28 protein-coding genes are annotated in these 26,123 nt (G+C 62.3%); 16 read left to right on the top strand and 12 right to left on the bottom strand.

The genetic code is table 11. The features are described from left to right. Positions 1-87: 87 nt before the first annotated feature. Together HGI47_RS07625 and HGI47_RS07620 are read left to right on the top strand one after the other, a co-directional pair. Positions 88-546 (top strand): MarR family winged helix-turn-helix transcriptional regulator, encoded by a 459-nt coding sequence (locus HGI47_RS07625; RefSeq protein ID WP_168852234.1) that lies wholly within the window; start codon positions 88-90, stop codon positions 544-546. Beyond that, complete coding sequence (locus HGI47_RS07620) at positions 543-1,550, top strand: fumarylacetoacetate hydrolase family protein (RefSeq protein WP_168852233.1); 1,008 nt, start codon at positions 543-545, stop codon at positions 1,548-1,550. Before HGI47_RS07625 ends, HGI47_RS07620 begins: the two co-directional genes overlap by 4 nt. Before the next feature lie 85 nt (positions 1,551-1,635). Here HGI47_RS07620 and HGI47_RS07615 read toward each other — a convergent pair whose 3' ends face one another. From HGI47_RS07615 to HGI47_RS07585, 7 genes are all read right to left on the bottom strand, one after another. After that, positions 1,636-2,646, bottom strand: coding sequence for a type II secretion system F family protein (locus tag HGI47_RS07615; protein WP_168852232.1), 1,011 nt, complete (start codon positions 2,644-2,646; stop codon positions 1,636-1,638). A gap of 16 nt (positions 2,647-2,662) precedes the next feature. After that, the gene (locus tag HGI47_RS07610) at positions 2,663-3,637 is read right to left on the bottom strand and encodes a type II secretion system F family protein (protein ID WP_168852231.1); all 975 of its coding nucleotides are present in this window, start codon (positions 3,635-3,637) and stop codon (positions 2,663-2,665) included. A 47-nt stretch (positions 3,638-3,684) separates the two neighbouring features. After that, complete coding sequence (locus HGI47_RS07605) at positions 3,685-4,956, bottom strand: pilus assembly protein CpaE (protein WP_168852230.1); 1,272 nt, start codon at positions 4,954-4,956, stop codon at positions 3,685-3,687. Positions 4,957-4,959: 3 nt separating this feature from the next. Further along, entirely contained in the window at positions 4,960-5,625 is a 666-nt protein-coding gene (locus tag HGI47_RS07600) for a CpaD family pilus assembly protein (protein WP_168852229.1), read from the bottom strand. Between the two features lie 14 nt (positions 5,626-5,639). Next, the gene (locus HGI47_RS07595) at positions 5,640-7,217 is read right to left on the bottom strand and encodes a type II and III secretion system protein family protein (RefSeq protein ID WP_206066062.1); all 1,578 of its coding nucleotides are present in this window, start codon (positions 7,215-7,217) and stop codon (positions 5,640-5,642) included. 44 nt (positions 7,218-7,261) lie between these two features. Next, positions 7,262-8,275 (bottom strand): Flp pilus assembly protein CpaB, encoded by a 1,014-nt coding sequence (gene cpaB / locus HGI47_RS07590; protein WP_168852227.1) that lies wholly within the window; start codon positions 8,273-8,275, stop codon positions 7,262-7,264. 73 nt (positions 8,276-8,348) lie between these two features. Continuing rightward, positions 8,349-8,849 (bottom strand): prepilin peptidase, encoded by a 501-nt coding sequence (locus tag HGI47_RS07585; protein WP_240950070.1) that lies wholly within the window; start codon positions 8,847-8,849, stop codon positions 8,349-8,351. 81 nt (positions 8,850-8,930) lie between these two features. Here HGI47_RS07585 and HGI47_RS07580 point away from each other — a divergent pair, with 81 nt between their 5' ends. The 3 genes from HGI47_RS07580 to HGI47_RS07570 all read left to right on the top strand — a co-directional run bounded on the left by HGI47_RS07580 (position 8,931) and on the right by HGI47_RS07570 (position 11,271). Further along, a complete protein-coding gene (locus HGI47_RS07580; RefSeq protein WP_240950069.1) occupies positions 8,931-9,911 on the top strand; it encodes an alpha/beta fold hydrolase in 981 nt (326 codons plus the stop codon). Between the two features lie 44 nt (positions 9,912-9,955). Continuing rightward, a complete protein-coding gene (locus tag HGI47_RS07575) occupies positions 9,956-11,017 on the top strand; it encodes an FAD-dependent oxidoreductase (RefSeq protein WP_168852361.1) in 1,062 nt (353 codons plus the stop codon). Between the two features lie 71 nt (positions 11,018-11,088). Then, positions 11,089-11,271: a DUF1508 domain-containing protein gene (locus HGI47_RS07570; RefSeq protein WP_168852225.1), complete on the top strand. Its 183-nt coding sequence runs from the start codon at positions 11,089-11,091 to the stop codon at positions 11,269-11,271. 56 nt (positions 11,272-11,327) lie between these two features. On the opposite strand, the gene rnhA is transcribed toward HGI47_RS07570, so the two are convergent. The 3 genes from rnhA to ispH are packed head-to-tail and all read right to left on the bottom strand — an operon-like array spanning position 11,328 to position 13,708. Continuing rightward, positions 11,328-11,759 carry a ribonuclease HI gene (gene rnhA, locus HGI47_RS07565; RefSeq protein WP_168852224.1) on the bottom strand — a complete coding sequence of 144 codons (432 nt, stop codon included), beginning with the start codon at positions 11,757-11,759 and terminating at the stop codon, positions 11,328-11,330. Then, a complete protein-coding gene (gene thrB / locus HGI47_RS07560) occupies positions 11,756-12,727 on the bottom strand; it encodes a homoserine kinase (RefSeq protein ID WP_168852223.1) in 972 nt (323 codons plus the stop codon). The genes rnhA and thrB overlap by 4 nt, the downstream gene beginning before the upstream one ends. A 12-nt stretch (positions 12,728-12,739) precedes the next feature. Next, positions 12,740-13,708 carry a 4-hydroxy-3-methylbut-2-enyl diphosphate reductase gene (ispH, locus tag HGI47_RS07555; RefSeq protein WP_168852222.1) on the bottom strand — a complete coding sequence of 323 codons (969 nt, stop codon included), beginning with the start codon at positions 13,706-13,708 and terminating at the stop codon, positions 12,740-12,742. Positions 13,709-13,829: 121 nt separating this feature from the next. On the opposite strand from ispH, the gene HGI47_RS07550 reads away from it, so the two are divergent. The 9 genes from HGI47_RS07550 to tatC all read left to right on the top strand — a co-directional run bounded on the left by HGI47_RS07550 (position 13,830) and on the right by tatC (position 21,396). Then, positions 13,830-14,492 (top strand): hypothetical protein, encoded by a 663-nt coding sequence (locus HGI47_RS07550; protein WP_168852221.1) that lies wholly within the window; start codon positions 13,830-13,832, stop codon positions 14,490-14,492. A 57-nt stretch (positions 14,493-14,549) separates the two neighbouring features. After that, a complete protein-coding gene (gene argS, locus HGI47_RS07545) occupies positions 14,550-16,298 on the top strand; it encodes an arginine--tRNA ligase (RefSeq protein WP_168852220.1) in 1,749 nt (582 codons plus the stop codon). Positions 16,299-16,328: 30 nt separating this feature from the next. Then, positions 16,329-17,216: an SPOR domain-containing protein gene (locus HGI47_RS07540; protein ID WP_240950068.1), complete on the top strand. Its 888-nt coding sequence runs from the start codon at positions 16,329-16,331 to the stop codon at positions 17,214-17,216. A gap of 220 nt (positions 17,217-17,436) precedes the next feature. Continuing rightward, positions 17,437-18,453 (top strand): beta-N-acetylhexosaminidase, encoded by a 1,017-nt coding sequence (nagZ, locus tag HGI47_RS07535; protein WP_168852219.1) that lies wholly within the window; start codon positions 17,437-17,439, stop codon positions 18,451-18,453. Then, complete coding sequence (locus HGI47_RS07530; protein WP_168852218.1) at positions 18,453-19,250, top strand: ScpA family protein; 798 nt, start codon at positions 18,453-18,455, stop codon at positions 19,248-19,250. The genes nagZ and HGI47_RS07530 overlap by 1 nt, the downstream gene beginning before the upstream one ends. Further along, entirely contained in the window at positions 19,247-19,855 is a 609-nt protein-coding gene (gene scpB, locus HGI47_RS07525) for an SMC-Scp complex subunit ScpB (protein ID WP_168852217.1), read from the top strand. The genes HGI47_RS07530 and scpB overlap by 4 nt, the downstream gene beginning before the upstream one ends. 52 nt (positions 19,856-19,907) lie before the next feature. Then, positions 19,908-20,147 carry a twin-arginine translocase TatA/TatE family subunit gene (locus HGI47_RS07520; RefSeq protein ID WP_168852216.1) on the top strand — a complete coding sequence of 80 codons (240 nt, stop codon included), beginning with the start codon at positions 19,908-19,910 and terminating at the stop codon, positions 20,145-20,147. A 26-nt stretch (positions 20,148-20,173) separates the two neighbouring features. Next, complete coding sequence (gene tatB / locus HGI47_RS07515; RefSeq protein ID WP_168852215.1) at positions 20,174-20,578, top strand: Sec-independent protein translocase protein TatB; 405 nt, start codon at positions 20,174-20,176, stop codon at positions 20,576-20,578. After that, complete coding sequence (tatC, locus tag HGI47_RS07510; RefSeq protein WP_168852214.1) at positions 20,575-21,396, top strand: twin-arginine translocase subunit TatC; 822 nt, start codon at positions 20,575-20,577, stop codon at positions 21,394-21,396. The genes tatB and tatC overlap by 4 nt, the downstream gene beginning before the upstream one ends. Here tatC and HGI47_RS07505 read toward each other — a convergent pair. Together HGI47_RS07505 and HGI47_RS07500 are read right to left on the bottom strand one after the other, a co-directional pair. Continuing rightward, positions 21,393-23,111, bottom strand: coding sequence for an amidohydrolase (locus HGI47_RS07505; protein WP_168852213.1), 1,719 nt, complete (start codon positions 23,109-23,111; stop codon positions 21,393-21,395). The genes tatC and HGI47_RS07505 overlap by 4 nt on opposite strands. 143 nt (positions 23,112-23,254) lie before the next feature. Further along, positions 23,255-24,172, bottom strand: a complete 918-nt coding sequence (locus HGI47_RS07500) for an NAD(P)-dependent oxidoreductase (RefSeq protein WP_168852359.1) — start codon at positions 24,170-24,172, stop codon at positions 23,255-23,257. A gap of 85 nt (positions 24,173-24,257) precedes the next feature. On the opposite strand from HGI47_RS07500, the gene HGI47_RS07495 reads away from it, so the two are divergent. Then, positions 24,258-24,635: a hypothetical protein gene (locus HGI47_RS07495; RefSeq protein WP_168852212.1), complete on the top strand. Its 378-nt coding sequence runs from the start codon at positions 24,258-24,260 to the stop codon at positions 24,633-24,635. A 50-nt stretch (positions 24,636-24,685) separates the two neighbouring features. After that, positions 24,686-25,933, top strand: a complete 1,248-nt coding sequence (locus HGI47_RS07490; protein ID WP_168852211.1) for a threonine ammonia-lyase — start codon at positions 24,686-24,688, stop codon at positions 25,931-25,933. The last annotated feature ends 190 nt before the right edge of the window (positions 25,934-26,123 follow it).

Raw genomic sequence — 26,123 nt, 5'->3', positions numbered from 1 at the left:
GCTGCAATGAACTAACGCGCGGATCGCCGCCTGACGTCATATTATTTCCCTCTTGCGCTTCAGGCTGGTTTCATGTGATACGAAATCATGCCCGGAACACAGACCCGCCTAACCGACTTCATGCCCTACCGGATGGCTATCACCTCGAACGCGGTGAGCAGCCTTATCGCGGGCGAATACCGCAGCGAATTCGGGCTGAAGATTCCCGAATGGCGCATCATGGCCGTGCTTGGCGATGCTGGCGCGCTGACGCAGCGCGATCTTGTGCGGGCCACGCTGATGGACAAGGTGGCGGTAAACCGTGCCTGCAAGGTGCTGGAAGATCGGGGCTTTCTGCAACGCAGCCCGAACGAGCATGACGGGCGTTCGCACCATCTGGAACTGACTGTGACGGGGCGCGAACTGCACGCGCAGATCTGGCCGCAGGCGGTGGAGATGTACGAAAAGATTTTCGCCTCGATCACCACGCGCGAACAGGACAAACTGCGCGCCATCCTTGAAAAGCTGCTCAAGGCGGCCCGCGCGCTGGAAGGCGACGTCAAGTGAAGCTGGCATCGCTGCCGCAGGGGCGCGATGGCCGTCTGATCGTGGTTTCGGATGATCTGGCGTGGTACGCCGATGCCGATCACATCGTGCCGACTCTGCAAGGTCTGCTCGATGATTGGGACCGCCATTTTCCGCTGATCGAGGCGCTTTCCATCGAACTGGCGCATGGGGCCATCCCGCGCAAACGCTTCCACGAGCGCGAGGCCTGCGCGCCTTTGCCGCGCGCCTATCAGTGGGCGGATGGCAGTGCTTACGTCAATCACGTGGAACTGGTGCGCAAGGCGCGGGGCGCGGAATTGCCGGAAAGCTTCTGGACCGATCCGTTGATGTACCAAGGCGGCAGCGACGACCTGCGCGGCGCGCGCGATCCGATTCGCTTGGTGGACGAGACGTGGGGCTGTGATTTCGAGGCCGAGATCGTGGTGGTTACCGGCGATGTGCCGCAGGGCGCAACACCGCAGCAGGCGTTGCAGCATATCCGTCTGATCGGGCTGGTGAACGATGTTTCCCTGCGCAACCTGATCCCCGGCGAGCTGGCCAAGGGGTTCGGCTTTGTGCAGTCCAAGCCTGCCAGCCATTTCTCGCCGGTTTTCGTCACACCCGATGCGCTGGGTGATGCCTGGGCAGGCGGCAAGGTTTCGCGCACGCTGATGATCGACTTGAACGGCGAAGCGTTCGGCAGGGTCGAAGCTGGGGAGGAATGCACGTTTGATTTCGGCGTGCTGATCGCCCATCTGGCAAAGACGCGCAGCCTTGGTGCGGGGTCGCTGATCGGTTCGGGCACGGTATCGAACCGCGATGCCGATGGTTCGCCGGGCCGTCCGGTGGCGCAGGGCGGGCGAGGCTACGCCTGCATTGCCGAACAGCGCATGGTTGAAACTATCGCAAACGGTACGCCGGAAACGCCGTTCCTGAAAGCAGGTGATACGGTGCGGATCGAGATGCGCGACGCAAAAAATCACAGCATCTTTGGCGCAATCGATCAAACAGTCGTCAGCGGCTAAAGCTCTGCAAGATCAAACGAAAAGACCCCGCAAGGTTAATGCCTTGCGGGGTCTTTTCGTTTGCTTTGCCATGTGATGGTCGGGATCAGCCGCCGGGCTTTTTGTTGATCAGGCTGTCGCTGATCGAGCAGGCCGCCGGGCCAAGGATCACGATGAACAGAACGGGCAGGATGAACAGAATCAGCGGGATCGTCATGATCGCTGGCAGGCGTGCAGCCTTTTCTTCGGCGCGCATCATGCGTTCGTTGCGGAATTCCGCCGACAGCACGCGCAGGGCCGAGGCAAGCGGGGTGCCGTAGCGTTCCGTCTGGACCATCGTGGTGACGACGCCTTTCACGGAGTCAAGATCGACGCGGTAGGCGAGGTTCTCGAACGCCTGCCGACGTTCAGTCAAGAACGACAGCTCGATAGCAGTAAGCGCGAATTCGTCACCCAGTTCGGGATAAGCTCGGCCCAGTTCTCGGGCGACGCGGTTGAATGCGGCGTCAACTGTCAGACCGGCTTCGGCGCAGATTACCAACAGATCCAGCGCGTCGGGCAGGCCCTTTCGGATGGCAGCGGTGCGCTTGTTGATCAGGTTGCGGACGAAGATATCCGGGCCTTTGTAGCCAAGGATAAGGCACGCCGCAAAGCCGCCAAAACGCTTGAGCGGACCCCATTCGGGAAAGCTTTGTGACCAGTAGAAGATCACCGCCCCCAGCAGGCCCAGCACAATCGGGCCGACAAGACGCCCGAAAATGACCGCAACCGCCCATTCCTTCTTGCGGATGCCCGCTTGTGCCAGACGCTGCTGGACCACGGAGAGCTGGCTGTCCTGAAGGACTTTCAGCGATTCCAGGAAGCCGCGGATCTGGTCGGTCGTCTGGTTGCGCCGCACGATGCTTGCACGTTTGCGCGCGCTGTTCGTTACGATCCCGGCCTTGAGCTGTTCGCGGCGTTCGTTCAGCGCCTTGACGCGCTTGGTCATCGGATCGCGCACAGTGATCGCGGCGTAGATTGCCAGCATCACAGCGGCAGCGGCGATGCCGATCAGGATCGACCCGATAAGGTATACGTCGAAGCCGAGGAGTGTTGGTCCGGGCGGGTTCTGAATCATGGCCTGTCCCTTTCCCTCAGATTTCGAAGCTGACCATCTTGGCCATGATGAAGGCCCCGATGCCGAGCCAGGTGAGTCCGCCGACGCCAGCAATGATCAGTCGATCATCGATGAAGAATTTGCCGAGGTAGCCGGGGTTGATCATGTAGATCAGTGCAAAGACGATGAAGGGCAGCGCGCCGACGATATAGGCCGATGCCTTGGATTCCGAACTCATCGCCTTGATCTTGAGCTTCATCTGCGCGCGCTTGCGAAGCACGTCCGAAAGGTTTGCCAGCGTTTCGGCCAGGTTGCCGCCGGTTTCGCGCTGGATCGCCAGAGTGATGCAGAAGAAGTTGAACTCGGGCAGGTTAAGGCGGTCCGCAGTATCCTGCAGCGCGTCTTCCATCGTCTTGCCAACCTTGATGCGGTCGGTCACCAGCTTGAATTCTTCACCGACCGGGCCGGGCAGTTCGCCAGCAACCACACCCAGCGTTTCGGTCACGGGCAGGCCCGAACGCAACCCGCGCACCAGCAGATCAAGCGCATCGGGCAGGCGGCTGACAAAGTTGTCGATCCGCTTGTTGATCGCCCAGCCAACGATGAAGTGCGGCAGGCCTGCGCCGACCAGCAAACCGGCAGCCAAAGCCATCACGGGTGCGCCGGTCTTGAGGTAGACGAGCATCGTGATACCCAGCGCCAATCCGCCGCTGACATAGAGATACTGGGTGAGCGTCCAGCCCTTGCCGGTGCGGTGCAGGCGCAGAGCCAACGCTTCCATGCGCGAGCCTGAGCCTGCAAGCTTCATCGTGCTCGGCTTGCGGGCCGCAACCGTTTTGCGGTACTGCGCTTCTACCTTGTCGACCGCTTTGTCTGAATGGCGGAAGCGCACCGATTGCAGGCGGCGCCCGCTTTCCTTCGATGCCGAAGGACCGGACAGGGCTGCATAACCCAGCACCATCGCCAGCATCAGGCCGACTGCCATCACCACTAGCTGCAGAATGCTCGTCATCGCCGGTGCCTTCCTGTCACTTCAATCATCTGGTTCGCCAAATGCACTCAGGCGTTTGCCTTGGCTTTCGGTTTGGCCAGCATCTTCTTGAGATCGAACTTGCCCAGCAGCGAAGCCTTGCGTGCATCGGTGCCAGCATCGGCAGTGGTGCCGCCATCCTCATCGACCGAACCGATCACCGCGTGGGCGATGTCGCGCAGCACGCCGCCAGCCTTCGAAGCGCGGTTAGCCGCGACGAACGTCTGGCCCAGCTTGGCTGCGTTCGACGCGCCCTTGATGTCGTAGGGCACCATGAAGTTGATCTTACGTTCAATCGAGGCTTCGAAATCGGCTTTGCTGATTTCGTTCGCGCCGGGCTGGATCTTGTTGGCCACGATAATCGGACGGGCGTGCGCCGCGTTGCTTTTCAGCCACGACAGCAGACGGATCGCATCACGCGCGCCAGCAAGGCTGAGTTCGGTGGCCAGTACGACCACGTTCACATCTGCCAGAAGGTGCGGGAAGTTGATCAGCATGTTGCGCGGCATGTCGATTACGGTCATTTCGAACGCGTGGCGGAATTCCTCCTCCAACTGCACGAATGCGCTGCCATCGGTCATCAGCGGCGAATTTATCGGCGCTTCTGCCGAAAGGATCGCCAGATTGTCGTTCGCGCGGATCATCGCGCGTTCGATGAATAGCCCGTCGATGCGGCTGGGGTTGTCGATGGCATCGGTCAGGCCGCGGCCCGGTTCGAGATCGAGCGTCAGCGCGCCCGTGCCGAAATGCACGTCGAGATCAAGGAGTGCGGTGGGCAGCTTGTGATCGGTGCTGAACAGCCAAGACAGCGAGGTGGCCAGCGTCGATGCGCCAACACCGCCGCGTGTGCCGACCACCGCCATCGACATGTGCTTGCGCACGGCCGATGGATCATGGCTTTTCGGCGCGGTGAAGATCGCCTGCGCCTGAACCAGAGCATCACGTACCTGGCCAGGGTTCAGCGGCTTGAGCAGGTAGTCCTGAATGCCCGAGGCGATGAGATCGCGATAGAGGCGCACGTCATTGACCTGGCCCACCGCGATAACGACGGTGCCCGGCTCGCACACTTCGGCAAGCGCGTTGATGTCGTTAAGCGGGTCGCCGCTCTCCGACAGATCTACCATAAGGATGTTCGGGCTGGCAGTGATCGAAAGCGACTGGATCGCGTTGCGAAGGCCGCCACGGTGGCACTTTTCCGATGCCCAGCCCATGTCGACGGCAACGGCACGCAGGATATCCAGCGCAGCGTCATCGCACATGAAGGCGGCGAAAGTATCGCGGGTTGAATTCTTCAGGCTCATGGATCAGTTCCCCCCGCCGCCGGAGTTGGAAGTCGCGTTGTTCTTCAGGCCACCTTCGCCGGTAGGCTTGGCTGAGCGATAGCTGTCGATCGCCTTGTTGCCGCTCATCACCACTGTTTCGCCGGTGCTGTTCGCGCCTTGGACGAGGTGTTCCTTGTCGGCGACCATCGCGGCAAGGTTGCTGTTGATGGCACAGCCGAAGTTCGAGCTGGTCTTGTTGTTCATCGAAAAGTCGGACTTGGCCGACCAGTCAGGGCAACCGGGCACCGAAGCCTTGGCGCGGGTCACCACAATGCGCGCACCGCCTGCAGCCACATAGCCGGGCGTCATTGGCGCCGGACCGTTCACGAACATGCCCCAACGGCTCGCCACCCCGTCGATTGCGGCGATAGTTGCTTTTGACTGGAGCGGATCGTCCAGCGCGATCTTGTCACCATATTTCAGGCCGAGGCTGTCGAACCAGTCGGCCAGACGGCGCTGTTCGTTCATCGAAAGGCCGCCGCCCGGCAGCGTTTCGACGTCGAAAACATAGCGATCACGTTCGACCACCGGCTGGTGGACCGAATTGAGCATACGGTTTTCAGGCGCGTTTGCCGAGCAGGCCGAGAGCGTTACCGCAAGCGAGAGGGCGAGCGCTGCTGTCGCGCTGCGGTTGAGTTTCGTGCGCATGGCTTGTCCCTTTCTCACTGGATGCTGAAGCCGGGCTGGGCGCTGGCGACTTTCTTGTCGTTGCGGCGGTCGGCGTCGAGCGCGCCGACTTTTGGCCCCGGCGATACGGTGCCTTCCTTCTCGGTCGGCTTGGGTCGCTCACCACCCGAAACCCCGTCGTTATCCATGTTGCCGAGCAGGCGCTGGAGATCGTTGGGGCTTTGGAAACCATCGGTCGGCAGCTTGATGTCTGCGGCGTTGACCGGGTTGACGAGGTAAGGCGTCACAACGATCACCAGTTCTGTTTCGCCCTTGCGGTAGCTCGTCGAGCGGAACAACGATCCCAGGATCGGAATGTCGCCCGCTCCCGGCATTTTGGTCAGCGTGTTCTGCGCGCTGTTGCTGAGCAGGCCTGCGATCATGAACGACTGGCCGGAACCGAGCTCTACCGTGGTTTCCGCGCGGCGGACGGTCAAAGCCGGAATTTCGATGCTGTCGAGCTTGAGCGCGCCAGTGCTGGAAAGTTCCGACACTTCAGGCCGAACGCGGATCGAGATGCGGCCATTGGCCAGAACGGTAGGCGTGTAGGCAAGGCTGACACCATACTTCTTGTATTCGATGGACGTGGTGCCAAGGCCCTGCGAAACCGGGATCGGATATTCGCCGCCCGCAAGGAAATCGGCGGTTTCGCCCGAAATCGCGGTGAGGTTCGGCTCTGAAAGCGTGGTCACCAGACCCAGCGTTTCGCCTGCATCCAGTGCGCCGAGCAGATTTAGCCCGAGCAGCTTGCCCATCCCCGCGATGGTGGTGCCTGTTGCGACTGCGCCAAGCGCGCTACCGGGCTTTTCCACGATGCCGGTGGGGTTGTTCGTGGATATGGCAGTCGGATCGAACGTGTAGCCGCTCGTCGTGATATTGCCGCCACCAACGCCGAACGGGAGATTGGGATCGGTGGTGAAGCGCGTGGCCCCGCGGCCTTGGCCAATGCCAAACTTGATGCCGCTCGAACCGTCGATCGTCGTCAGGTTGGCACCGATGTTGCGGAGGAGCGAGCGGCTCACTTCGGCAAACTTCACGTGCAGGCTGACCTGCAGCGGCGTTGCCATTTTCAGGCGGCTGATCACGTTGGTCTTGTCGCCCACGAAAGCTTTGACCAGGCGTTCGGCCTCGGCGGCGTCTTCGGGCGCAGCCACGGTCCCGGTCAGCAGCACCGTGTTGTTCATCGTCGCCACGTTGACGCGGGCCTCAGGCATGGCGAGGTGCAGCATCTGGTCGATCGAGTCGAGGTTATTGCCGACCCGGATGTTGGCGGACCACACGACCGCACCCTGCGCGTTGCTGGCATAGACCGTGGTTTCGCCACCGGACTTGCCGAAAACATAGAGCTGCGTGGGCGACTTCACCTGGACGTCTGCAATATCGTCGTTGGCGACGAAGACGTCGGCCATGCGACCAGGCACGGTCACCAGTTCACCGCGTCCGATGGAGATCGTGACGGTGCGCGAAGGACTGGTCGTGCTCTGTGCGTGGAGCGTAGCAGCGGTCGGAACCAGCGCCAGCGGCGTGGCGATCATCGCGGCCGAGACAAGCGTGGTGGAAAGACGGCGTTTCATGGATTTACCCTTTGCAATCGGGTTCAGTGCCGAGGCGCTCATGATCAGTTACCCCCCAGCGAGACGTCTTCGGTCTGTTTGCCACGGGTGACCCGGACTACCGGACCGCGCTTGATCGGGGCGGCATTGCCTGCGATCTGCGGACCAGCAGACGGTGCACCACCCATCGACGAGCGGGTGACAGGGGCCGTGGCGCGCTGGAAGCGCGAGACGTCGGCACCGGTCACGAAGCTGGACTTGGTGGCTTCGATCGGACGGTTCATCGCCTGCTTGATCAGGGCTTCTTCCTGCTGTTTGCTGACGCCGGTCGGGATCTTGATATCGCCCGAAGCAATCGCCTGTTCGAGTTCTGCCGAATTGTCGGCCAGCGAGCGTAGCGAAAGGCTGATCGTGCCGATGGTCTGGGCAACGGCAATCTTCTCGGCGATCTTGGGCGTCACTTCGAGCGTAACGGTGCTGAAGGTGCGGACGCGGGTCTTGCCTTCCACCATTTCCTGTTCGGTCGACTGGTCGGTGGCAAGTACGCGCAGGTTCTTGAGGATCGTTTCCGATGCCTTCAGCGCCATACCTTCGCCCTGACTCTTGATCGTCTGCGTCAGAACAAGGTCGATATGGTCACCGGGGAAGACGAAGCCGGCAACACCAGTGCGCGCCGAAACGGGAATGGTCACCGCACGCATACCCGGCCCAAGCGCGGCGGCAAGGAAGCCACGGTCACCGGGCGAAACGAGGTTGCCCTTGGTCACCGGTTCGCCTGCCGTGATGGGATTGCGCACCACGGTTCCGAGCAGCTTCTGCATGTCCGCTTCGCCTTCGACGAAGTAGGCGTCCTGCACCATGTCCTTGGGCCAGGCCTGGAAGTTGATGGCATCGGCGGTGATGATCGTGCCGACGGGCAGGGCGCGCTGGGCGACAAGGACCTTGGCCCCCATCGGCACCTTGGCCGCAGCTTCTGCCTGAGGCGTCGATGCGCCGGCGAAAAGGCTCCTGGCTGCGAAGGCCGTGCCGATCGCGACGATCAGCGCCCCCACCAGCAGCATCAGCTTCCTCTTGTCCATGACTACTTGTCCCGCCCTTTAAAGTCCGGCCCGCATGTCTCGGGCAAATTGGTTAAAATTTGTGATATTCCGTTCATGCTCCCGTAACGGAGCGCCATCCGGCCTCCAGAACGGGGGCCAGTGTGATCAGGCCCGCTGCGGCGATGGCCACGCCGTAGGGGATCTTGGCATCCCGGCGGCGGGTCACGGTGAAGTGCCACATCGCCATCAGGATGGTCAGAGCGCCGCCGATCAAAGACATGATCAGCAGCAGCTTCAGGAAGGTCATCGGTGCGATCCACAGTGCCAGCGCCGAAAGCAGCTTCACATCGCCGCCGCCCATAAGCTTCAGTGCGAACAGGCCGGCCAGAACCACGAAGGTCAGCACGGCAAGGCCCACTTGCACGGCCATGTCTGGCCAGACTGAAAGCCCCGCAGCCCACCAATAGGCAGGTGCGGCCAGCGCAATCGCGGCGTTCAGCCAGTTGTCGATCTGGCGACGTTGGATATCCGTAAAGGCAGCAACCAGCAGCGCGATTGCCAATGCCCCGACCAATCCGTAAACGATGAAGTTCCCCTGCATGGTCCGGGGCATACGGGACAATCACTTACCAAACGGTAACCAAACCTTGGCGCGGATTTGCGCAGGAGAAGGCGCTTCGGGATGGAATCGGGTATGGCAGGTGGGATCGATCGCAGGGCGATTCCGGCCGTTGCGACAGAGGCGGTGTGGCACGCAGCAGATGGTCATGCGATCCGCCGGATCGATTGGCCGGGGGTGGCTGGTGGCGACGTGCCCGATGGCCCACGAGGGTCTATTCTGTTCCTGCCGGGGCGGGGCGATTTCTATGAAAAGTATCTGGAATCACTCGACTATTGGCATGGCGAAGGTTGGCGCGTAACCGCAATGGATTGGCGCGGACAAGCCGGTTCTGGCAGGCTTTCCGGCCATCCTGACATTGGCCATGTGGCGGACTTTTCCGTGTGGCTTGACGATCTTTCGGCCTTCTGGGCTGACTGGATCGCCACCACGCCCGCACCTCATGTGATCATCGGCCACTCGATGGGCGGGCACCTCGTTCTGCGTAGTGTCGCGGAAAAAAGAATTAACCCTGTTGCGGTTGTTTTGAGCGCTCCGATGCTCGGATTCCTCACGCCGGGGCCGAATCGCCTGCTGCACAAGGTGGCAGAGGCCATGTGCCGATTCGGTGATCCCGAACGCATGGCGTGGAAGATCAGCGAAAAGCCCGGCACCACCATCGCCGCGCGCAGCACGCTGCTGACACATGATGAAGCCCGATATGCCGATGAGGCGCACTGGAAACTGACACGCCCTTACCTCGGCATGGGACCGGGGTCGTGGCGCTGGGTGGAACGCGGCTATGCATCAATGCTGGCGATGGATGCGCCCGGCGTGCTTGAGGGGGTTGAACAGCCTGTCCTGCTACTGTCAGCCCGATATGATGGTCTGGTTTCCTCGCGCGCTATCGAACAGGCGGCGCGCCGTCTTCCACGTGCGCAACTGGTGGTGTGGGGGCGTGAGGCCCGGCACGAACTTCTGCGGGAGGTCGATGCTGTGCGCGACAAGGTGATGTGGACGATAGACGACTTTCTCGACCGACTGGCCCCCGCCATTCAGCAGGATGTGTCCGCGTGAGCGAGTTTGCAGGCGATTTCGACATTGCGATCATCGGGGCAGGGATGGCAGGAGCCAGCCTCGCCGCCGAATGCGCGCCCCACGCGCGCGTACTTCTGGTGGAGGCTGAGGATACGCCCGGCTATCACACCACGGGGCGCTCCGCCGCGTTCTGGGAAGAGACATACGGTGGCCCTGCAGTCGTGCCGCTGACGATGGCGTCGGGGCGCTTCCTGCGTGAAGGTGGCTTCCTCTCACCACGCGGCGCGCTCAATCTGGGGCAGGCGGTGGATAGCGAAAAGGTGGAAGCCTTCGTCGAAACCTTCTCTGCGCTGGGCGCAACGCTGCATTTGCAAGGCCGCGCAGCGCTTGAAGCGCGCATTCCGGGCTTGCGGCCCGAATGGGTGGTCGGCGCGTGGGAGCCGGCCTGTGCCGATATCGACGTGGCAGGGCTGCACCAGCACTATCTTGCCGCATCGAAGCGCACCGGTACCGTGCTACGCGTGCGTGCACGGGTCGATCAAATTGAGCGCGAGGGCGGGGGATGGCGCATTGCTTGGGCCAGCGGCGAAGCGCGCGCGGGCGTGATCGCCAATGCCGCCGGTGCATGGGCCGATGAACTGGCGCAGCGCGCAGGCGCCGCGCCGCTCGGTATTCAACCTTTGCGGCGCACCATCGTGCAGGCGCGCACCGATCCAGCGCCTTCAGATGATCTGCCGCTGACGCTTGGCATCAACGAGGATTTCTACTTCAAGCCGCAGGGGGGGCGCCTGTGGCTCTCACCGCACGACGAAATCCCCGATGTCGCAGGCGATGCTGCGCCTGAGGAACTTGATGTCGCCGTCGCCATCGACCGTTTCGAACACGTCGTGGACTGGAAGATCACAGCGGTAGAGCGGCGCTGGGCGGGCCTGCGCTCCTTCGCGCCAGACCGCCTGCCGGTCTATGGTTTCGATACGGTGGTGCCGGGCCTGTTCTGGTTCGCTGGGCAGGGCGGCTTCGGCATCCAGACAGCCCCTGCCGCCGCGCGCCTTGCCGCACAACTGCTGCTGGGCCTGCCGCGCGACGGGCTGACGGCAGAGATCGACGCCAAGGCCTATTCGCCCGCGCGCTTCGCAGCCGGATAGGACGCGATTGACGCTTTGCCGCGCGTGTTTGCGTGATAGTTTCGCGGCAGGATCAACCAAGGGGAATCACGATGGCCCACAAGTTTGAAATCCGCCAGAACAAGGCCGGGGAATACGTCGCCTACTTCTGCCACAACAGCGAAGCGATCTTCTGGACGGAAGGCTACAAGAGCAAGGCCAGCGCCAAGAACGCGATTGAATCGATCCTGAAGAATGGACCCGAAGCCGAAGTGATCGACACGACGGCGGCTTAACCGGCAGTTGCCGACCACAACACCCCCGCGCAGGCGGGGGCGCGATTCATCGATAGCTACGCGGCAATCGCGGCGTCGCTTGCCAATTTGTCCACCCGCTCGTTCTCCGGGTGGCCGTCATGGCCTTTGACCCAGACCCATTCGATTTTGTGCGGGCGTGACGCATCGACGAGCATCCGCCACAGGTCTTCATTCTTCACCGGCTTGTTGTCGGCGGTTTTCCAGCCCTTCTTCTGCCAGCCGAACACCCACTTTGTGATGCCGTCGAGCACGTACTTGCTGTCGGTGTGAAGCGTGACCTGACAGGGCTGCTTGAGCGCTTGAAGCGCCTGAATTGCCGCCATCAGTTCCATGCGGTTGTTGGTCGTTTCCTTTTCAGACCCGGCCAGTTCCCGCTCATGCTCGCCCATGCGCAGCAGCGCGCCCCAGCCGCCCTTGCCGGGATTGCCCTTGCACGCGCCATCGGTGAATATCTGAACGTGCTTCATGCGAAGACCTCAGGATTGGCGGCATAGAACTCCAGCCGCCGGGCAAAGGCCATAGGGTCTTTGCGCACCACCAGCGCGTCTGCGGGGGTGTTCAACCAATCGTAGGCGCGGCTCGATGTAAAGCGCAGCGCCGCGCCCTTCGCCAGCAGGGGCAGCGCGGCGCGCTCTTCGGCCAACAGAGGGCGCACCGCCTCATACCCTTCCAGCAGAGCCTTCGAAAGATCGGCGTTGAACGTGCGTCCCGTGGCGTCGAAACACCATGCCGCGTGCGTTACCGCCACATCATAGGCCATCAAATCGTTGCAGGCGAAGTAGAAGTCGATCAGCCCGGTAACCTTGTCGCCCAGCATCAGCACGTTGTCGGGGAAAAGGTCTGCGTGGATGACAGAGCGGGGCAGGTCCGTCGGCCAGCCTGCCGCCACCTTCGGCAGATGTTCCGCCACCAGCCCGGCGAGCGCCGGATCGATCGCGGCCAGCCCGTCTGCGCCGCATTCGTCGAACAGCCGCTGCCATTCCGCCAGCCCCATGCCGTTCGCGCGCGTGCCTGCAAAGTCCGCCGCCGCATGGTGCATCTGCGCCAGCGCCGCACCCACCGCGCGGGCCTGCCCGACTGTCGGCTCGCTCACCGAAACGCCGGGCAGAAACTCAATCAGCGCCAGCGCCTTTTCCCCGCGCCTGCGATAGAGCGCGCCGTCGCGATCATGGATCGTGCGCGGCACCGGGCAGCCCTTGGCGGCAAGGTGATCGAGCAGCGAGAGGAAGTAGGGCAAATCCTCCAGCTCGATACGGAATTCGTACATCGTCAGGATGAAGCGCGCGCCCGATCCATCCTTGCCGGTCGTCTCCAGCAGCCAGTTGCTGTTGGAAACGCCCTCGGCAATGCCTTTGGCCGAAACCAGTTCGCCCACGTCAAATTCGCTCACAAGCGCGGCCATCTCTTCCGCGCCGATCTGGGTGTAAACCGCCATGTCTGTCAGGCCTTAGTCGAGAAGCTGGCGCGGCAGCTTGAACACCATCTTTTCTTCGGCAGTGGTCACCGTCTCTTCCGAAACCGGGCGCAACTCCCCGATCCGCTGCACCACTTCGCGGACCAGAACTTCGGGTGCAGAGGCGCCTGCCGTAAGCCCCAGCGTGGTCACGCCGTGCAGCCAAGCGGGATCGATCTCACTTGCCCGCTGAATCAGCCGCGAAGGCGTGCCAAGGCGTTCGGCCACTTCGACCAGCCGCAGTGAATTGGAACTGTTGGGCGCGCCGATCACCAGCAGCAACTGGCACTCCTCGGCAATCGCCTTGACTGCGGCTTGCCGGTTGGAGGTGGCATAGCAGATATCCTCCGCCTTCGGCCCCACGATCTGCGGGAACTTTGCCTGCAAGGCAGCCACGATTTCCGCCGTATCGTCCACCGAAAGCGTGGTCTGCGTGAGGAACGCCAGCGGCATATCCGCAGCGAATGTCAGTCCCGCCACATCGCCTACCGTTTCCACCAGCGTGATCGTGCCTTCGTGCACCTGGCCCATCGTGCCGATCACTTCGGGGTGTCCCTTGTGTCCGATGAACAGGATATGCCGCCCGGCCTCTACCTGCCGTTCGGCCTGACGATGCACCTTGCTGACGAGCGGGCAGGTGGCATCCAGCCAGTCCAATCCGCGCGCGCTGGCATTCTGCGGCACCACTTTGGGCACGCCATGCGCGGAAAAGACCACTGGCGCGCCATCAGGCACCTGATCCAGTTCCTCCACAAAAACTGCGCCCTTGGCCTTCAGGCCATCCACCACAAAGCGGTTGTGGACGATTTCGTGCCGCACATAAACCGGCGCGCCATAGCGATCGATCGCCCGCTCCACGATTTCGATGGCGCGGTCCACCCCGGCGCAAAAGCCGCGCGGGGCGGCGATAAGCAGGCGTAGGGGGGCCGTTTCGGCGGCGATATCTGGCAAGCTGGCGTTCATGCAGCGGCACTTAGCAGCAAGCGCAGCCCACCGCCATTGCCGAAAGCCATTGTGGCGATTAGAGGTGGCGCAAATTCCGGTGCCGCGTGCGCCGCCGTGATCTTAAGGATAGACAGTGCCCATGAACGCATCCGCCCGCCGTCTCGCCCTTCTGGGCGCTCCGCTTGTGGTGGCGCTGGCGCTTGGTGGCTGCGGCGGAAAGCGCGGCGAACTGGTGGTGGATGATGCCGTTGGCGTTACCGCACTGCGCGATCCATGCCCGCGCGTCGGCATCCCTGATTACACGGGCGACGTTACGCTGTTCTCCGATCCGGCGCGTACCGATTCGGCAGCGATTGATGTAGAAGCGGTCATCACCAACCTGCGCGCGCAGTGTTCCGAAGGTGAAAAGCTCTATTCGGTCGCCAGCTTCGATGTGCTGGCCCGCCGCAGCAACACCAGCGGCGCACGTCGGGTGGAACTGCCCTATTTCTCCACTGTCATCCGTGGCGGCAACACTGTCGTCGCCAAGCGGCTGGGCAAGGTCGTGATCGAATTTGCCGATGGTCAGGCCCGCGCCAGCGCAAAGGCGCAAGCTGCGGCCTATGTCGAAAAGGCCGAAGCATCGCTGCCGGAAGACGTGGTGAAGCGCATCACCCGCAAGCGCCGCGCAGGTGATCAGGACGCTGCTGTCGATCCGCTGTCACAGCCCGATGTGAAGGCCGCGCTTGCCCGCGCCAATTTCGAACTGCTGGTGGGCTTCCAGCTTACTGACGCGCAATTGCAGTTCAACGTCCGCAAGTAAGCGTAGGGGCGCACAGCGCCCTTCCGTTCCCGCCGCGATTGGGCTAACCGCGCGGCCATGACTGACGCCCGGATCAACCTTCACGCCGATTTCGCTTCGGTAATCGACACCGCGCTGACCGCGCTCGAAGCCGCTGGCACACTGCCAGCAGGCTTGCCGCGAGGCGCCGTTACGTGCGAGCCGCCGCGCGATCCGTCGCATGGTGATCTGTCCACGAACGCCGCGATGGTTCTGGCCAAGCCCGCCGGAACCAATCCGCGCGCATTGGCAGCCGCGCTCGTGGCCGAACTGGAAAAGGAACCGCGCGTTGTCTCTTCCGAGATCGCCGGTCCCGGCTTCATCAACTTGCGCCTGACCGATGACGCATGGCGCGGCGAACTCGCTTTGATCGCGCAGAGCGGTGGCGATTATGGCCGTTCGCAGATGGGCGGCGGCAAGGTCGTGAATGTCGAATATGTTTCGGCCAACCCCACCGGCCCCATGCATATGGGCCACTGCCGTGGTGCGGTGGTGGGCGATGCGCTGGCCGATCTGCTTGCCTACAGCGGACACAAGGTCACCAAGGAGTATTACGTCAACGATGCGGGCGCGCAGGTCGATGTTCTCGCCCGCTCGGTCCACATGCGGTATCGCGAAGCGCTCGGCGGAAGCATCGAGATCCCGGAAGGCCTCTATCCGGGCGACTACCTCGTGCCCGTGGGCCAGGCGCTCGCCGCCGAATTTGGTGATCAGTATGCCACCGCGCCCGAAGCGGACTGGCTCATCCTGTTCCGCACCCGCGCGGTTGCCGCGATGATGGACATGATCCGCGCCGATCTCGCCACGCTCGGCATCCGCCACGATCTTTTCTCGTCCGAAGCGGAACTACAGGCATCGGGCAAGGTCGATGCCGCCGAACAATGGCTGCGTGCGCACGATCTGGTCTATGATGGCCAGCTCGAAGCGCCCAAGGGCAAGACGCTCGAAGACTGGGAACCGGTCGAACTGCCGCTTTTCCGCTCCACGAAGTTTGGAGACGATCAGGACCGCCCGATCAAGAAATCGAACGGCGCGTGGACCTATTTCGGTGCAGACCTCGCCTATCACTTCCAGAAGGCGCAGAATGCCGATGCGCTGGTGGATATCTGGGGCGCGGACCATGCCGGGACGGTAAAGCGGATCAAGGCCGCTGTCGCCGCGCTCACCAGCGCCGATGGCGGCACGGCCAAGCCTTTCGAGGTTAAGCTGGTGCAGATGGTGCAGCTTCTGCGCGATGGCCAACCGGTGAAAATGTCGAAACGGGCCGGGACTTTCGTAACGCTTGCTGATGTGGTGGGCGAAGTTGGGAAGGATGTGGTGCGCTTCACCATGCTCACCCGCAAGCCTGACGCGCAGATGGACTTCGATTTCGCCAAGGTGGTTGAAGCCAGCAAGGACAACCCAGTGTTCTACGTGCAGTATGCCCACGCGCGCATCTGCCGGAACATTCGCAAGGGCGCCGACGAAGGCTTTGTTCCTTCAGCGGAAAACCTCGGGTTGCTGGGTGACGAAGAGCTGGCGCTGGTAAAGCTGGCGGCGCAGTTCCCGCGCACCGTCGAAGCTGCCGCCGTGGCGCGCGAACCGCACCGCATCGCCTTCTTCCTCCATGATCTCGCTTCGGCCTTCCACTCCTATTACAATCTGGGGAATGATCGGCCTGAGAAACGGTTCATTGTGGCACATGACTCCGGTTTGACCGCAGCTCGCCTTTTCCTTGCCGCACAAATCGGGCAGGTAATCCGCAATGGTCTTGCGCTGCTTGGCGTTGAGGCTGCGGAAGAACTCTGACGTCACCGTATATTGGGGCAAGGACAAGACATGCAGGGCGATAACGACCAGAACGACTGGGACAAGAAGACAGTGCTGCAGCCCGAAGGGCTGAAGCCGTTCAATGTCTCCGAGGAGTTGGATGAACTGGCGGACGATGCGCGTGACGTCATGGGCGATCCCGAAGCAGCGGCACGTCGGGCGCTTGGCAGCGGCGGGGCCGCTGTCGGCGTTTCAAATAACGACGTTGATCAGTTGGCCGAAGACGTTGTCAGCGAACAGGTCGGTGATCAACGTCTGGCCCTTGGCGATGAAGATCGTCTGCCGTGGCTGGAAAGCGCTGACGATGTTGATGGCGAAGAAGAAGACAGCGGCAATGGCCGTCTGATCGGCTTTGCGCTGGCAGGTCTGCTCGCGCTCGCCGCGCTGATTGGCGGGATCTGGTATGCCAGCAATCGCAATTCGGTGGCAAACAATGCCGATGGAAGCCTGATCGAAGCTAGCAAGGAACCCTACAAGGTCGCGCCGAGCGATCCGGGTGGCAAGACTTTCGCTGGCACCGGCGATTCCAGCTTCAAGGTGAGCGAGGGGCAGAAGCCTTCGGCCAACCTCGCCAATTCCGCCTCGCCCACGCCCACTGCATCGCCATCGGCCAAACCAAGCGCCGCTGCTTCAGCAGCGCCTGCTGCTGCACCCGCCACGGGCGGCGTCGGTGTTCAGGTTGGCGCGTTCTCGTCAAAAGCCACAGCCGAAGCCGGCTGGCAGAAGCTTGTTGGCAATCACGAAGCGCTCAAGGGCCTGTCGCACCGCGTGATCGAAGGCAAGGCCGATATCGGCACCGTCTATCGCCTTCAGGCGGTTGCGGGTGATGCCGCCGCCGCCGATGCCTTGTGCCGCAAGCTGCAGGCCGGCGGCCTGAAGTGTCAGGTAAAACGCTAATTAGCCCGTCCGACCGCGTCTGACGGCGCTCGCACCTCCCCATTTGTCCTGCGGAAAAATGGGGAGGTGCATGCAGTCACAATCCTCCCCGTTTTTGCGAAGCACAAATGGGGAGGTGCCAGCCGCAGGCTGAGGGAGAGGCAGGTTCTAGGCCCCCTTTTCCCCCAACTTCGCCGCAACCGCCCTTGCAAAACCCGCACGGCTGCGCGAACCAAGGCCCATGCTGCCCGCCATCTTCGGCCTGTCCGGCCCGGTCCTGACCGACGACGAACGCGCGTTTTTCCGCGATTGCAATCCTGCTGGATACATCCTGTTCGGTCGCAATGTCGAAACCCGTGAACAGGTTCGTGCGCTGACCGATGATCTGCGCAGCCTTCATGGGCGGGATCGCACTTTCATCTGTATCGATCAGGAAGGCGGCCGTGTCGCGCGGATGAAGCCGCCGGTCTGGTTGCCCTACCCAGCGGGTGAAGCGTTCGACCGGCTTTACGAGATCGCGCCCGCCAGCGCGATAGAGGCCGCGCGCGCCAATGCCCATGCGCTTGGGCTGGATCTTGCCGAAGCCGGTATCAGCGTTGATTGCCTGCCACTTCTCGATGTGCGCCAACCCGGCGCGCATGACGTGATCGGGGACCGCGCTTTGGGCACCGAACCGATGCGCGTGGCCGCGCTGGGCCGGGCCACGATCGACGGCCTTGCGCGCGCCGGAATTGCCGGCGTTGTCAAGCACATGCCGGGGCATGGCCGCTCGCTGGTCGATAGCCACAAGGAAACTCCGCTGGTCACCGCCTCGGCAGAGGAACTGGAGCAGGATCTTGCGCCGTTCCGCACACTGAAGGACGCCACCATCGGCATGACCGGGCATTTGCGCTTTACTGCGTGGGATGCGGAAAATCCTGCCACGCTTTCTCCTTTCGTGATCGAAGAGATCATTCGCAAGGCCATTGGTTTCGATGGCCTGCTGCTGACTGACGATCTCGATATGCAGGCGCTGGGCGGTGCGGTGCCTGATCGCGCGGCGCGCGCGCAGGCGGCGGGTTGTGATATCGCGCTGAATTGCTGGGCGAAAATGGACGACATGGTGGGCATCGCCAAGGCGCTTGGCCCCATGAGCGCAAAGACCGCGCAGCGGCTTGACCGTGCCCTTGCCCCTACTGCCGCTTTCGATGGCCCCGCCGATCTTGCCGAACAGCGCACGCTCCTCGCCACGCGTGACAGCTTGCTGAAACTTGCCTGATGGACGATCTCACCGAACCCATGCTGTTCGGTGATGATGCCGAGTGGGGCGGCGTGGCATCTGCGCAAAGCGGTGATGCGGCGCTCTATCTGGAACTTGACGGCTGGGAAGGCCCGCTCGACCTGCTGCTGGAACTGGCCCGGCGGCAGAAGGTAGACCTTCGGAAAATCTCGATACTTGAACTGGTTGGCCAGTATCTCGACTATATTGAGCGTGCCAAGGCGCTGAAGCTGGAACTGGCCGCCGATTACCTCGTGATGGCGGCGTGGCTTGCCTATCTCAAATCGCTGTTGTTGCTCCCACGCGATCCTGAAGTGCAGCCAAGCCCTGAAGAACTGGCACTAAAACTGCAATTGCGGCTGCAAAGGTTGGGCGCGATGCGCGAGGCCGGGGCGCGGCTGATGGCGCGGGATCGGGTTGGGCGTGAAGTGTTCATGCGAGGCGCGCCAGAGGGGTTGCGCGTTGATCGCAAGGCCTTGTGGAAGTGCGATATTTTCTCTCTGATCCAGGCCTATGGTGCGATCAAGCAGCGGAATCAGCCGGTGGTCCACATGGTGCGCGAACGTGCGGTGATGACATTGGATGCGGCGCTGGCGCGTGTTGCGAAGATGTTGGGTGTCGCTGTTGAATGGACCGATCTGCGGGCGTTCCTGCCGCTGGATGGTGATCCCCAACTGCGCAAATCTGCGCTCGCGTCGAGCTTTCTCGCGGCGCTAGAACTGGCGAAGCAGGGCAGGGCGGATATCGCGCAGGATCAGGCATTCGGGCCGTTGATGTTGCGGGCTGCGCGCACATGACGCGGCCTGACGACCTTGAACGCGCAGTTGAGGCCACGCTGTTTGCGGCCCAGCAACCCCTTACGGAACAAGAGATTTCTGCGCATCTTGAAGGCGCGGATGTGCGTTCATCCTTAAGTGCACTGAAATGCACCTACGCGCACCGAGGCGTACATCTGGTGGAGCGAGGGGGGCGCTGGCACTTCCAGACCGCCCCTGATCTGGCCCATCTGCTCCGCCGCGAAAAGGAAGAGCCAAGACGCCTCTCGCGCGCGGCCACCGAAGCGCTCGCCATCGTCGCCTATCACGAGCCTGTCAGCCGCGCAGAGATTGAGGCGATTCGCGGTGTGCAGACCGCGAAGGGCACTCTGGACGTGCTGCTGGAGGCGGGCTGGATACGTATTGCCGGGCGGCGCGAAGTTCCGGGGCGGCCGACGATTTATGCGACAACTCCCGAATTTCTCACGCATTTCGGGCTACAATCACGCCGCGATCTGCCGGGAATCGACGAACTGCGGGCAGCCGGGCTGCTTGATCCCGTGGACGAGGCGTTTGCCGTCTTGACGGGGGGTGATGATGGGGACACGGGAGACGCTGTTCCGCGTGACGAAGAAAGTGCGGAATAGCTGGCAAGTGGGGCGCGCCGTCCCTATCTAGGGGCGCAAAGGAGTTAGTGACATGGGTGGTCTTTCCCTTCCGCACCTGATCGTGCTGGCGCTGGTCGTGCTGGTCCTGTTTGGCCGTGGCCGCATTTCCGAGATGATGGGCGATTTCGGCAAGGGTATCAAAAGCTTCAAGCAGGGTATGACCGACGAGGACAACAAGCCCGTTACCCCGCCGCCTGCACAGATCCAGCAGCAGACGCCGCCACCCGCAGCGCCCGCGCCTGCTCCGACGTCGACCGATCAGGCCCAGTAAGCTGCTGATATAAAGGCGCTATAGCCGTGTTCGATATCGGCGCGTCCGAACTTCTGGTGCTGGTCATCGTGGCGATCGTGGTGATCGGCCCGAAGGACTTGCCGCTCGCCCTGCGCACTGCAGGCCGTTGGGTGGCGAAAATGCGCCGCGTTTCCAACCACTTCCGTTCAGGCATCGAAACGATGATCCGCGAAGCGGAAATGGAGGAGATGGAGAAGAAGTGGAAAGAGCAGAACGAGCGGATCATGCGCGAAACGGCAGCGCAAGAAGCTGCCGCTGCTGAAGGGCAAACGCCCGATGCGGCGGTCGATCAGAACGATCCGTTCCCCACGCCGCTACCTTCGGATGTCCCAAATGCGGCGTCCGATCCGGTGATGATCGGCCCGATGCCGCCTGAACAGGCGACAAAGCCGGAGGCTTCGAAGCCATGATCCGGGATATTGACGAGACGCAGGCCCCGCTGCTCGATCACCTGCTGGAACTGCGCACGCGCTTGCTGCGCTGCGTCTATGCGCTGGCAGTGGCCTTCGCGGTCAGCTTCTATTTTGCCGACGATATCTTTGCGATCCTTGCGCAGCCGCTGGTCCATGCCTTTCCGCCGGGACAGGGCAAGCTGATCTACACCAAGCTTTACGAAGCGTTCTTTGTGGAGCTGAAAGTGTCGATGTTTGCGGCATTTCTCGTCAGCTTTCCTGTGATCGCGAACCAGCTTTGGGCTTTCGTCGCGCCGGGTCTGTACGCGAAGGAAAAGCGGGCGTTTCTGCCGTTCCTGTTCGCCACGCCGATCCTGTTCACGATGGGGGCAAGCCTTGCCTACTTCATCGTCATGCCAACCGCGTTCAAGTGGTTTCTCGGCTTTGAAGGCAACAAGGGTGGGCTGCAACTGGAAGCGCTGCCGGGCACGGGTGATTACCTCAGCCTTGTCATGCAGTTCATTCTTGCGTTCGGCATCAGCTTTCTGCTGCCGGTACTTCTGATGTTGCTGAACCGCGCAGGCATCGTCAGCCGTGCGCAACTGGTCACGGCGCGGCGGTATGTGATCGTCATTATTTTTGCAGTGGCGACCGTGGCGACGCCGCCAGACGTGGTTTCGCAGCTTATGCTGGCAATACCGCTGCTGTTCCTGTTCGAAGGCACGCTGATCCTGATGCGCTTCACCGAAAAGGCCGACGCCAAGCGGCGTGCCGAGGAAGAAGCGGAAAAGGCGGCGGAACTGGCTGCCGGGCAAACTCCGCCGCTCCTGCCTTAATTCGTCACGGGTTTGGTGGCGGCGGTTCCTTCTTCCGCCGACCAGACACGGCCGCCACCGATCCACGTTTCGCTGACTTTCGCGGCGCGGACCTGTGCCGCGCTGGCGGTGAGCGGATCGACATCGACCAGCACGAAATCGGCGCGCAATCCGGGGGCGAGGCGACCGAATTTGCTTTCCGCGAACCCGGCCCATGCGGCGTCGGCGGTATAGGCCGAAAGTGCTTCTGCCGGGGCGAGCCGTTCCTGCGGTTGCCAACCGCCAGCAGGCTGGCCGTCTGGTCCTTCGCGGCTGATCGCGGCGGCAAGGCCGGCCCAAGGATCAGCCAGTTCAACCGGCGCGTCCGAGCCGAAGGCGAGGCGCACGCCTGCGGTCTTGAGTGATTTCCACGCATAGGCCCCGGCAAGGCGATCCGGCCCAAGCCTTGCTTCAGCCATCAAGCGATCCGAAGTCTGGTGGACCGGCTGCATCGAGGCGACGGCCCCGCTCTTCGCGAACTTTGCAAAATCCTTTGGATCGACGATCTGGGCATGTTCAATGCGCCAGCGCCGGTCACCCTTGTAGGTGTCTGACAGGTCGTTGATCGCACCGATCACTGTGGCGTTGGCTTCATCACCGATGGCGTGAACGGCGATCTGGAAACCGTCCATTGCGGCGCGGCTCATCAGGTTGCCAAGCTGGGTCTGGTTTAGTTGCGGCAAGCCCTTTGTGCCGGGGGCATCGGCATAAGGTGCCTTGAGCCATGCCCCGCGTGATCCCAGCGCACCATCGAGATAGAGCTTCACCCCGTTCAGCCGCAGCCGGTCCTGGTAGAGCCAGGGCGAGGGGCCGGGGCCGCCGATCAGCGTCATTTGTTCGGTGCCCGCTGCATAGGCCATCACGCGCACATAGAGCCGGTTGGCATCGCCCGCGCGGCGATAGGTCTGCCAATCCTCGATGGATGTGCCCATATCAGTCACAGCAGTGACGCCGCGTTTGAACAGCATCTGCTGCGCGGTGGCGAAGGCAACGTCGCGGTCTTCGGCGCGTGGTGGCGGCACTTTTGCGGCGACGAGTTCCATCGCGGAATCGACCAGCACGCCGAGCGGAGTGCCATCAGGGGCACGCTCGATGTTGCCGCCGTTCGGGGCTTTTGTTGTGGCAGTAACGCCTGCGGCCTTGAGGGCGGCGCTGTTGGCCCATCCAGCATGGCCATCGACCCGTTCGAGCCAGACAGGACGGCCACCGGTTACGGCATCGAGTTCAGCGGCGGTGGGAAAGCGGCCGAGTTTCCATTTTTCCTGATTCCATCCCCGCCCGATGATCCACGGACGATCCGGGTGTTCGGCGGCAAATTTGCCGATCAGGTTCAGCGCCTGCGCGAACGAGGTGGTTTCGGACAGATCGAGGCTGAGCGCGGCAAAGCCCATGCCCATGACGTGTGCGTGCGCATCGATCATGCCGGGCAGCATCACGCGGCCCTTGCCGTCGATATGATACTGATATTCCTTTCGTGGTTTGGGCTTCTTGTCGCCCGCGCGGATTAGCCGTTTGATCATGCCCGCATCGTCGAACAGCAGGCCGGTGAACTGTTCGACCTGACCGTTCGTGCCAATCGTGCGGCCCGAAACGTTGTCGACCAGCGTATCGGCAAGGGCTGCGGTGGAAGTTGTGAGCAGCAGTGCTGCCAAGCTGATGCCAAGCGCCTTGGTGGTTATCCCGTTTGCATTCGGCATTGCAAATTTCGTCACCCCGGACTTGATCCGGGGTCCATTTCTCCATCGAGACCCTTGGGCTGATTGGCGAGATGGATCCTGAAACAAGTTCAGGATGACGGAAACGCAGGTGCTTTGCCGTGCGGGATAAACTCCCATCATCGTCACGCCTTGCTCTTCCGGTGCGGCAGTCGGCGGATCAGCGCGCTCGTGTCCTCGCGGCCATAGCCCATCGCCTGCACATCGACATAGAACTGATCGACCAGCGCGGTGACCGGCACGCTTGCGCCAAGGTTGCGGGCTTCGTCTATTGCAAGGCCCAGATCCTTCCGCATCCAGTCGACGGCAAAGCCGAAGTCAAATTCGGCTTTGGCCATCGTGTGAAAACGGTTGTCCATCTGCCAGGATTGCGCGGCGCCGCCTGAAATCGCCTCGAATACCTTATCCAGATCGAGGTGGGCGATTTGCGCGAAACGGATCGCTTCAGACAGGCCAGCAAGCGCGCCTGCGATGCACATCTGATTGGCCATCTTTGCCGTCTGTCCCGCGCCGGATTTTCCGACATGGACAACGCGCTTGGCATAGGCAGCAAGGATGGGCCGAGCGGCGTCCACCGCCTTGGCACTGCCCCCGCACATGATGGCCAGCGTTCCGGCTTCCGCGCCTGACTGGCCGCCGGTGACCGGCGCATCTACGCAAAGCAGTTCCTTGTCGCGTCCTTCGACCGCGATCTGGCGGGCGATACGCGCCGAAACGGTCGTGTGATCGATATAGAGCGCGCCGCGTTTTAGCGTGGAAAACGCGCCGTTCGGGCTGAGCACGACATCGGCCAGATCATCGTCATTGCCGACGCAGGTGATTACCACGTCTGCGCCATCGGCAGCTTCTGCCGGGCTGCTGGCAATGCGGGCGGCGAGGCCGGGGTGGGCCGCCTGCCATGCTTCGGCGCGCGCAGGTGTGCGGTTATAGATGGTCAGGTTGTGCCCGGCTTTGCCAAGGTGGCGGGCCATCGCGCCACCCATCGTGCCAAGGCCAAGAAAAGAGACGTTGCTGGGCGAGGTGCTTGCGGTTTCATCGGTCATGCTGTGCTTCATATCCAGTTTCGGGCGTTGTGCCAGCCCTGTGGCACCTTGCGTGCGGTGCTGCGGCGCACCATAAGCGCCTGCCATGCAAAGATTGCTCCATCTGCTTTCCCGCACCGCGCGGCTTTTGTTCTGGCCTGCGCTGATCTTTGCATTGATCATGGCGGTGCTGCCCAAGCCGCCGCAACTGCCGGGGCCTGATCTGGGCGACAAGGTGCAGCACATGCTGGCCTTCTTCACGCTGACGACGCTGGCAGGGGTTGGTTGGCCGCGATTGCCGCTGCTGCGCGCGGTACTGTGGCTTTCGCTGGTGGGGGCGGGGATCGAAGTGATTCAAGCGATCCCGTCGCTCTATCGCGATTCGGACTGGCGCGATTGGATAGCCGATACGGTGGCGATCATGGCCGCGCTAGTGCCGGTGGCGGTGTTCCGTCGCCTGTTGGAGCGTGGCAGCGCCAACTGACCGGCAGTCGGAGGTTTTCTTGAAGGCCGCTTTCCGTTAGGGCGCTGGCGATGGAAAACACAGCGCTCAAGACCGAAACGCAGGACGCCCTGCTGACTCTCGCCGATGTTCGTGCGGCGGCGAAACGGATTGCCGGGCAGGTCGTGCGCACGCCGACGCTCTATAGCAAGACATTGAGTGCGATTACCGGAGCCGAAATCTGGCTCAAGTTCGAAAATCTGCAGTTCACTGCGGCTTACAAGGAGCGCGGCGCGCTGAATGCGCTGCTGCAGCTTGACGAGGAACAGCGTGCGCGGGGCGTGATTGCAGCTTCGGCAGGCAATCATGCACAGGGCCTCAGCTATCACGGCACGCGGCTGGGGGTGCCGGTCACCATCGTCATGCCCAAGACGACGCCGACGGTGAAGATCATGCAGACCGAAGCCGTTGGCGGCAATGTCGTGCTGGAAGGCGAGACGTTTGACGAGGCTTATGCCCATGCCCGTTCGATGGAGCGGCAACTGGGGCTGACGTTCGTGCATCCGTTCGACGATCCTCAGGTTGCCGCCGGGCAGGGCACTGTCGCGCTGGAAATGCTGGAAGACGTGCCGGAGCTTGAGGCGCTGGTGATTCCTATCGGGGGCGGTGGGTTGCTGACCGGCATGGGCACGGCAGCGCGCGCGCTGAAGCCGTCTATCGGGCTGGTCGGCGTTCAGGCATCACTGTTCCCTTCGATGTATGCCAAGCTCAAGCATCTGGAAGTGCCTTGCGGTGGCGACACGCTGGCAGAAGGCATCGCGGTGAAGGAGCCGGGCACGTTCACTTCGGCAGTGCTAGGCCAGATCGTGGATGATGTGGTGCTGGTGGGCGAACCGGCGCTGGAAAGCGCGGTGGCGCTGCTGTTGCAAATCGAAAAGACCGTGGTTGAAGGCGCGGGCGCGGCAGGGCTGGCCGCGCTGATGACGCACAAGAAGCGCTTTGCCGGGCGCAAAATTGGTCTGGTGCTGACGGGGGGCAATATCGATACGCGCCTGCTCGCCAACGTGCTGCTGCGCGATCTGGCGCGGTCCGGGCGGCTGGGCCGCTTGCGCATCACGTTGCAGGATCGCCCCGGCGCGTTGTTCAAGGTGGTGGAAGAGTTCAACCGTTATCAGGTCAACATCCTTGAAGTGTGGCACCAGCGCATCTTTACCTCGCTGCCGGCCAAGGGCCTGACGGCTGAGATCGAATGTGAAGCGCGTGATCGTGAGCAGATCGATCTGCTGGTGGCGGGCCTTCGCGGCAAGGGATACGATGTGGAGCAGGTGGAACTCGGTTGATCCGGTTTGCCGCTGCGTTAACTTCTTGAAAGCGTGGTGTCCTGTAACCGGACTGGCGGCATTGATTGGCGTATTTCCGCCGTTTCGGCAGGGTTTTTCGGCAAATTCCCTGATGAAGACATGGTTAAGGGGCTTTTACGAATGCTTTCGCTGGGGCATGTTCCTTACTGACAGGCAGGACAGTCCAGCC

Origin of the sequence: Novosphingobium sp. ERN07 (assembly GCF_012641335.1) — a bacterium.
GTDB lineage: Bacteria > Pseudomonadota > Alphaproteobacteria > Sphingomonadales > Sphingomonadaceae > Novosphingobium.
The sequence above is the reverse complement of the archived record's forward strand: the minus strand, read 5'-3'. Positions and strand labels throughout refer to the sequence as shown.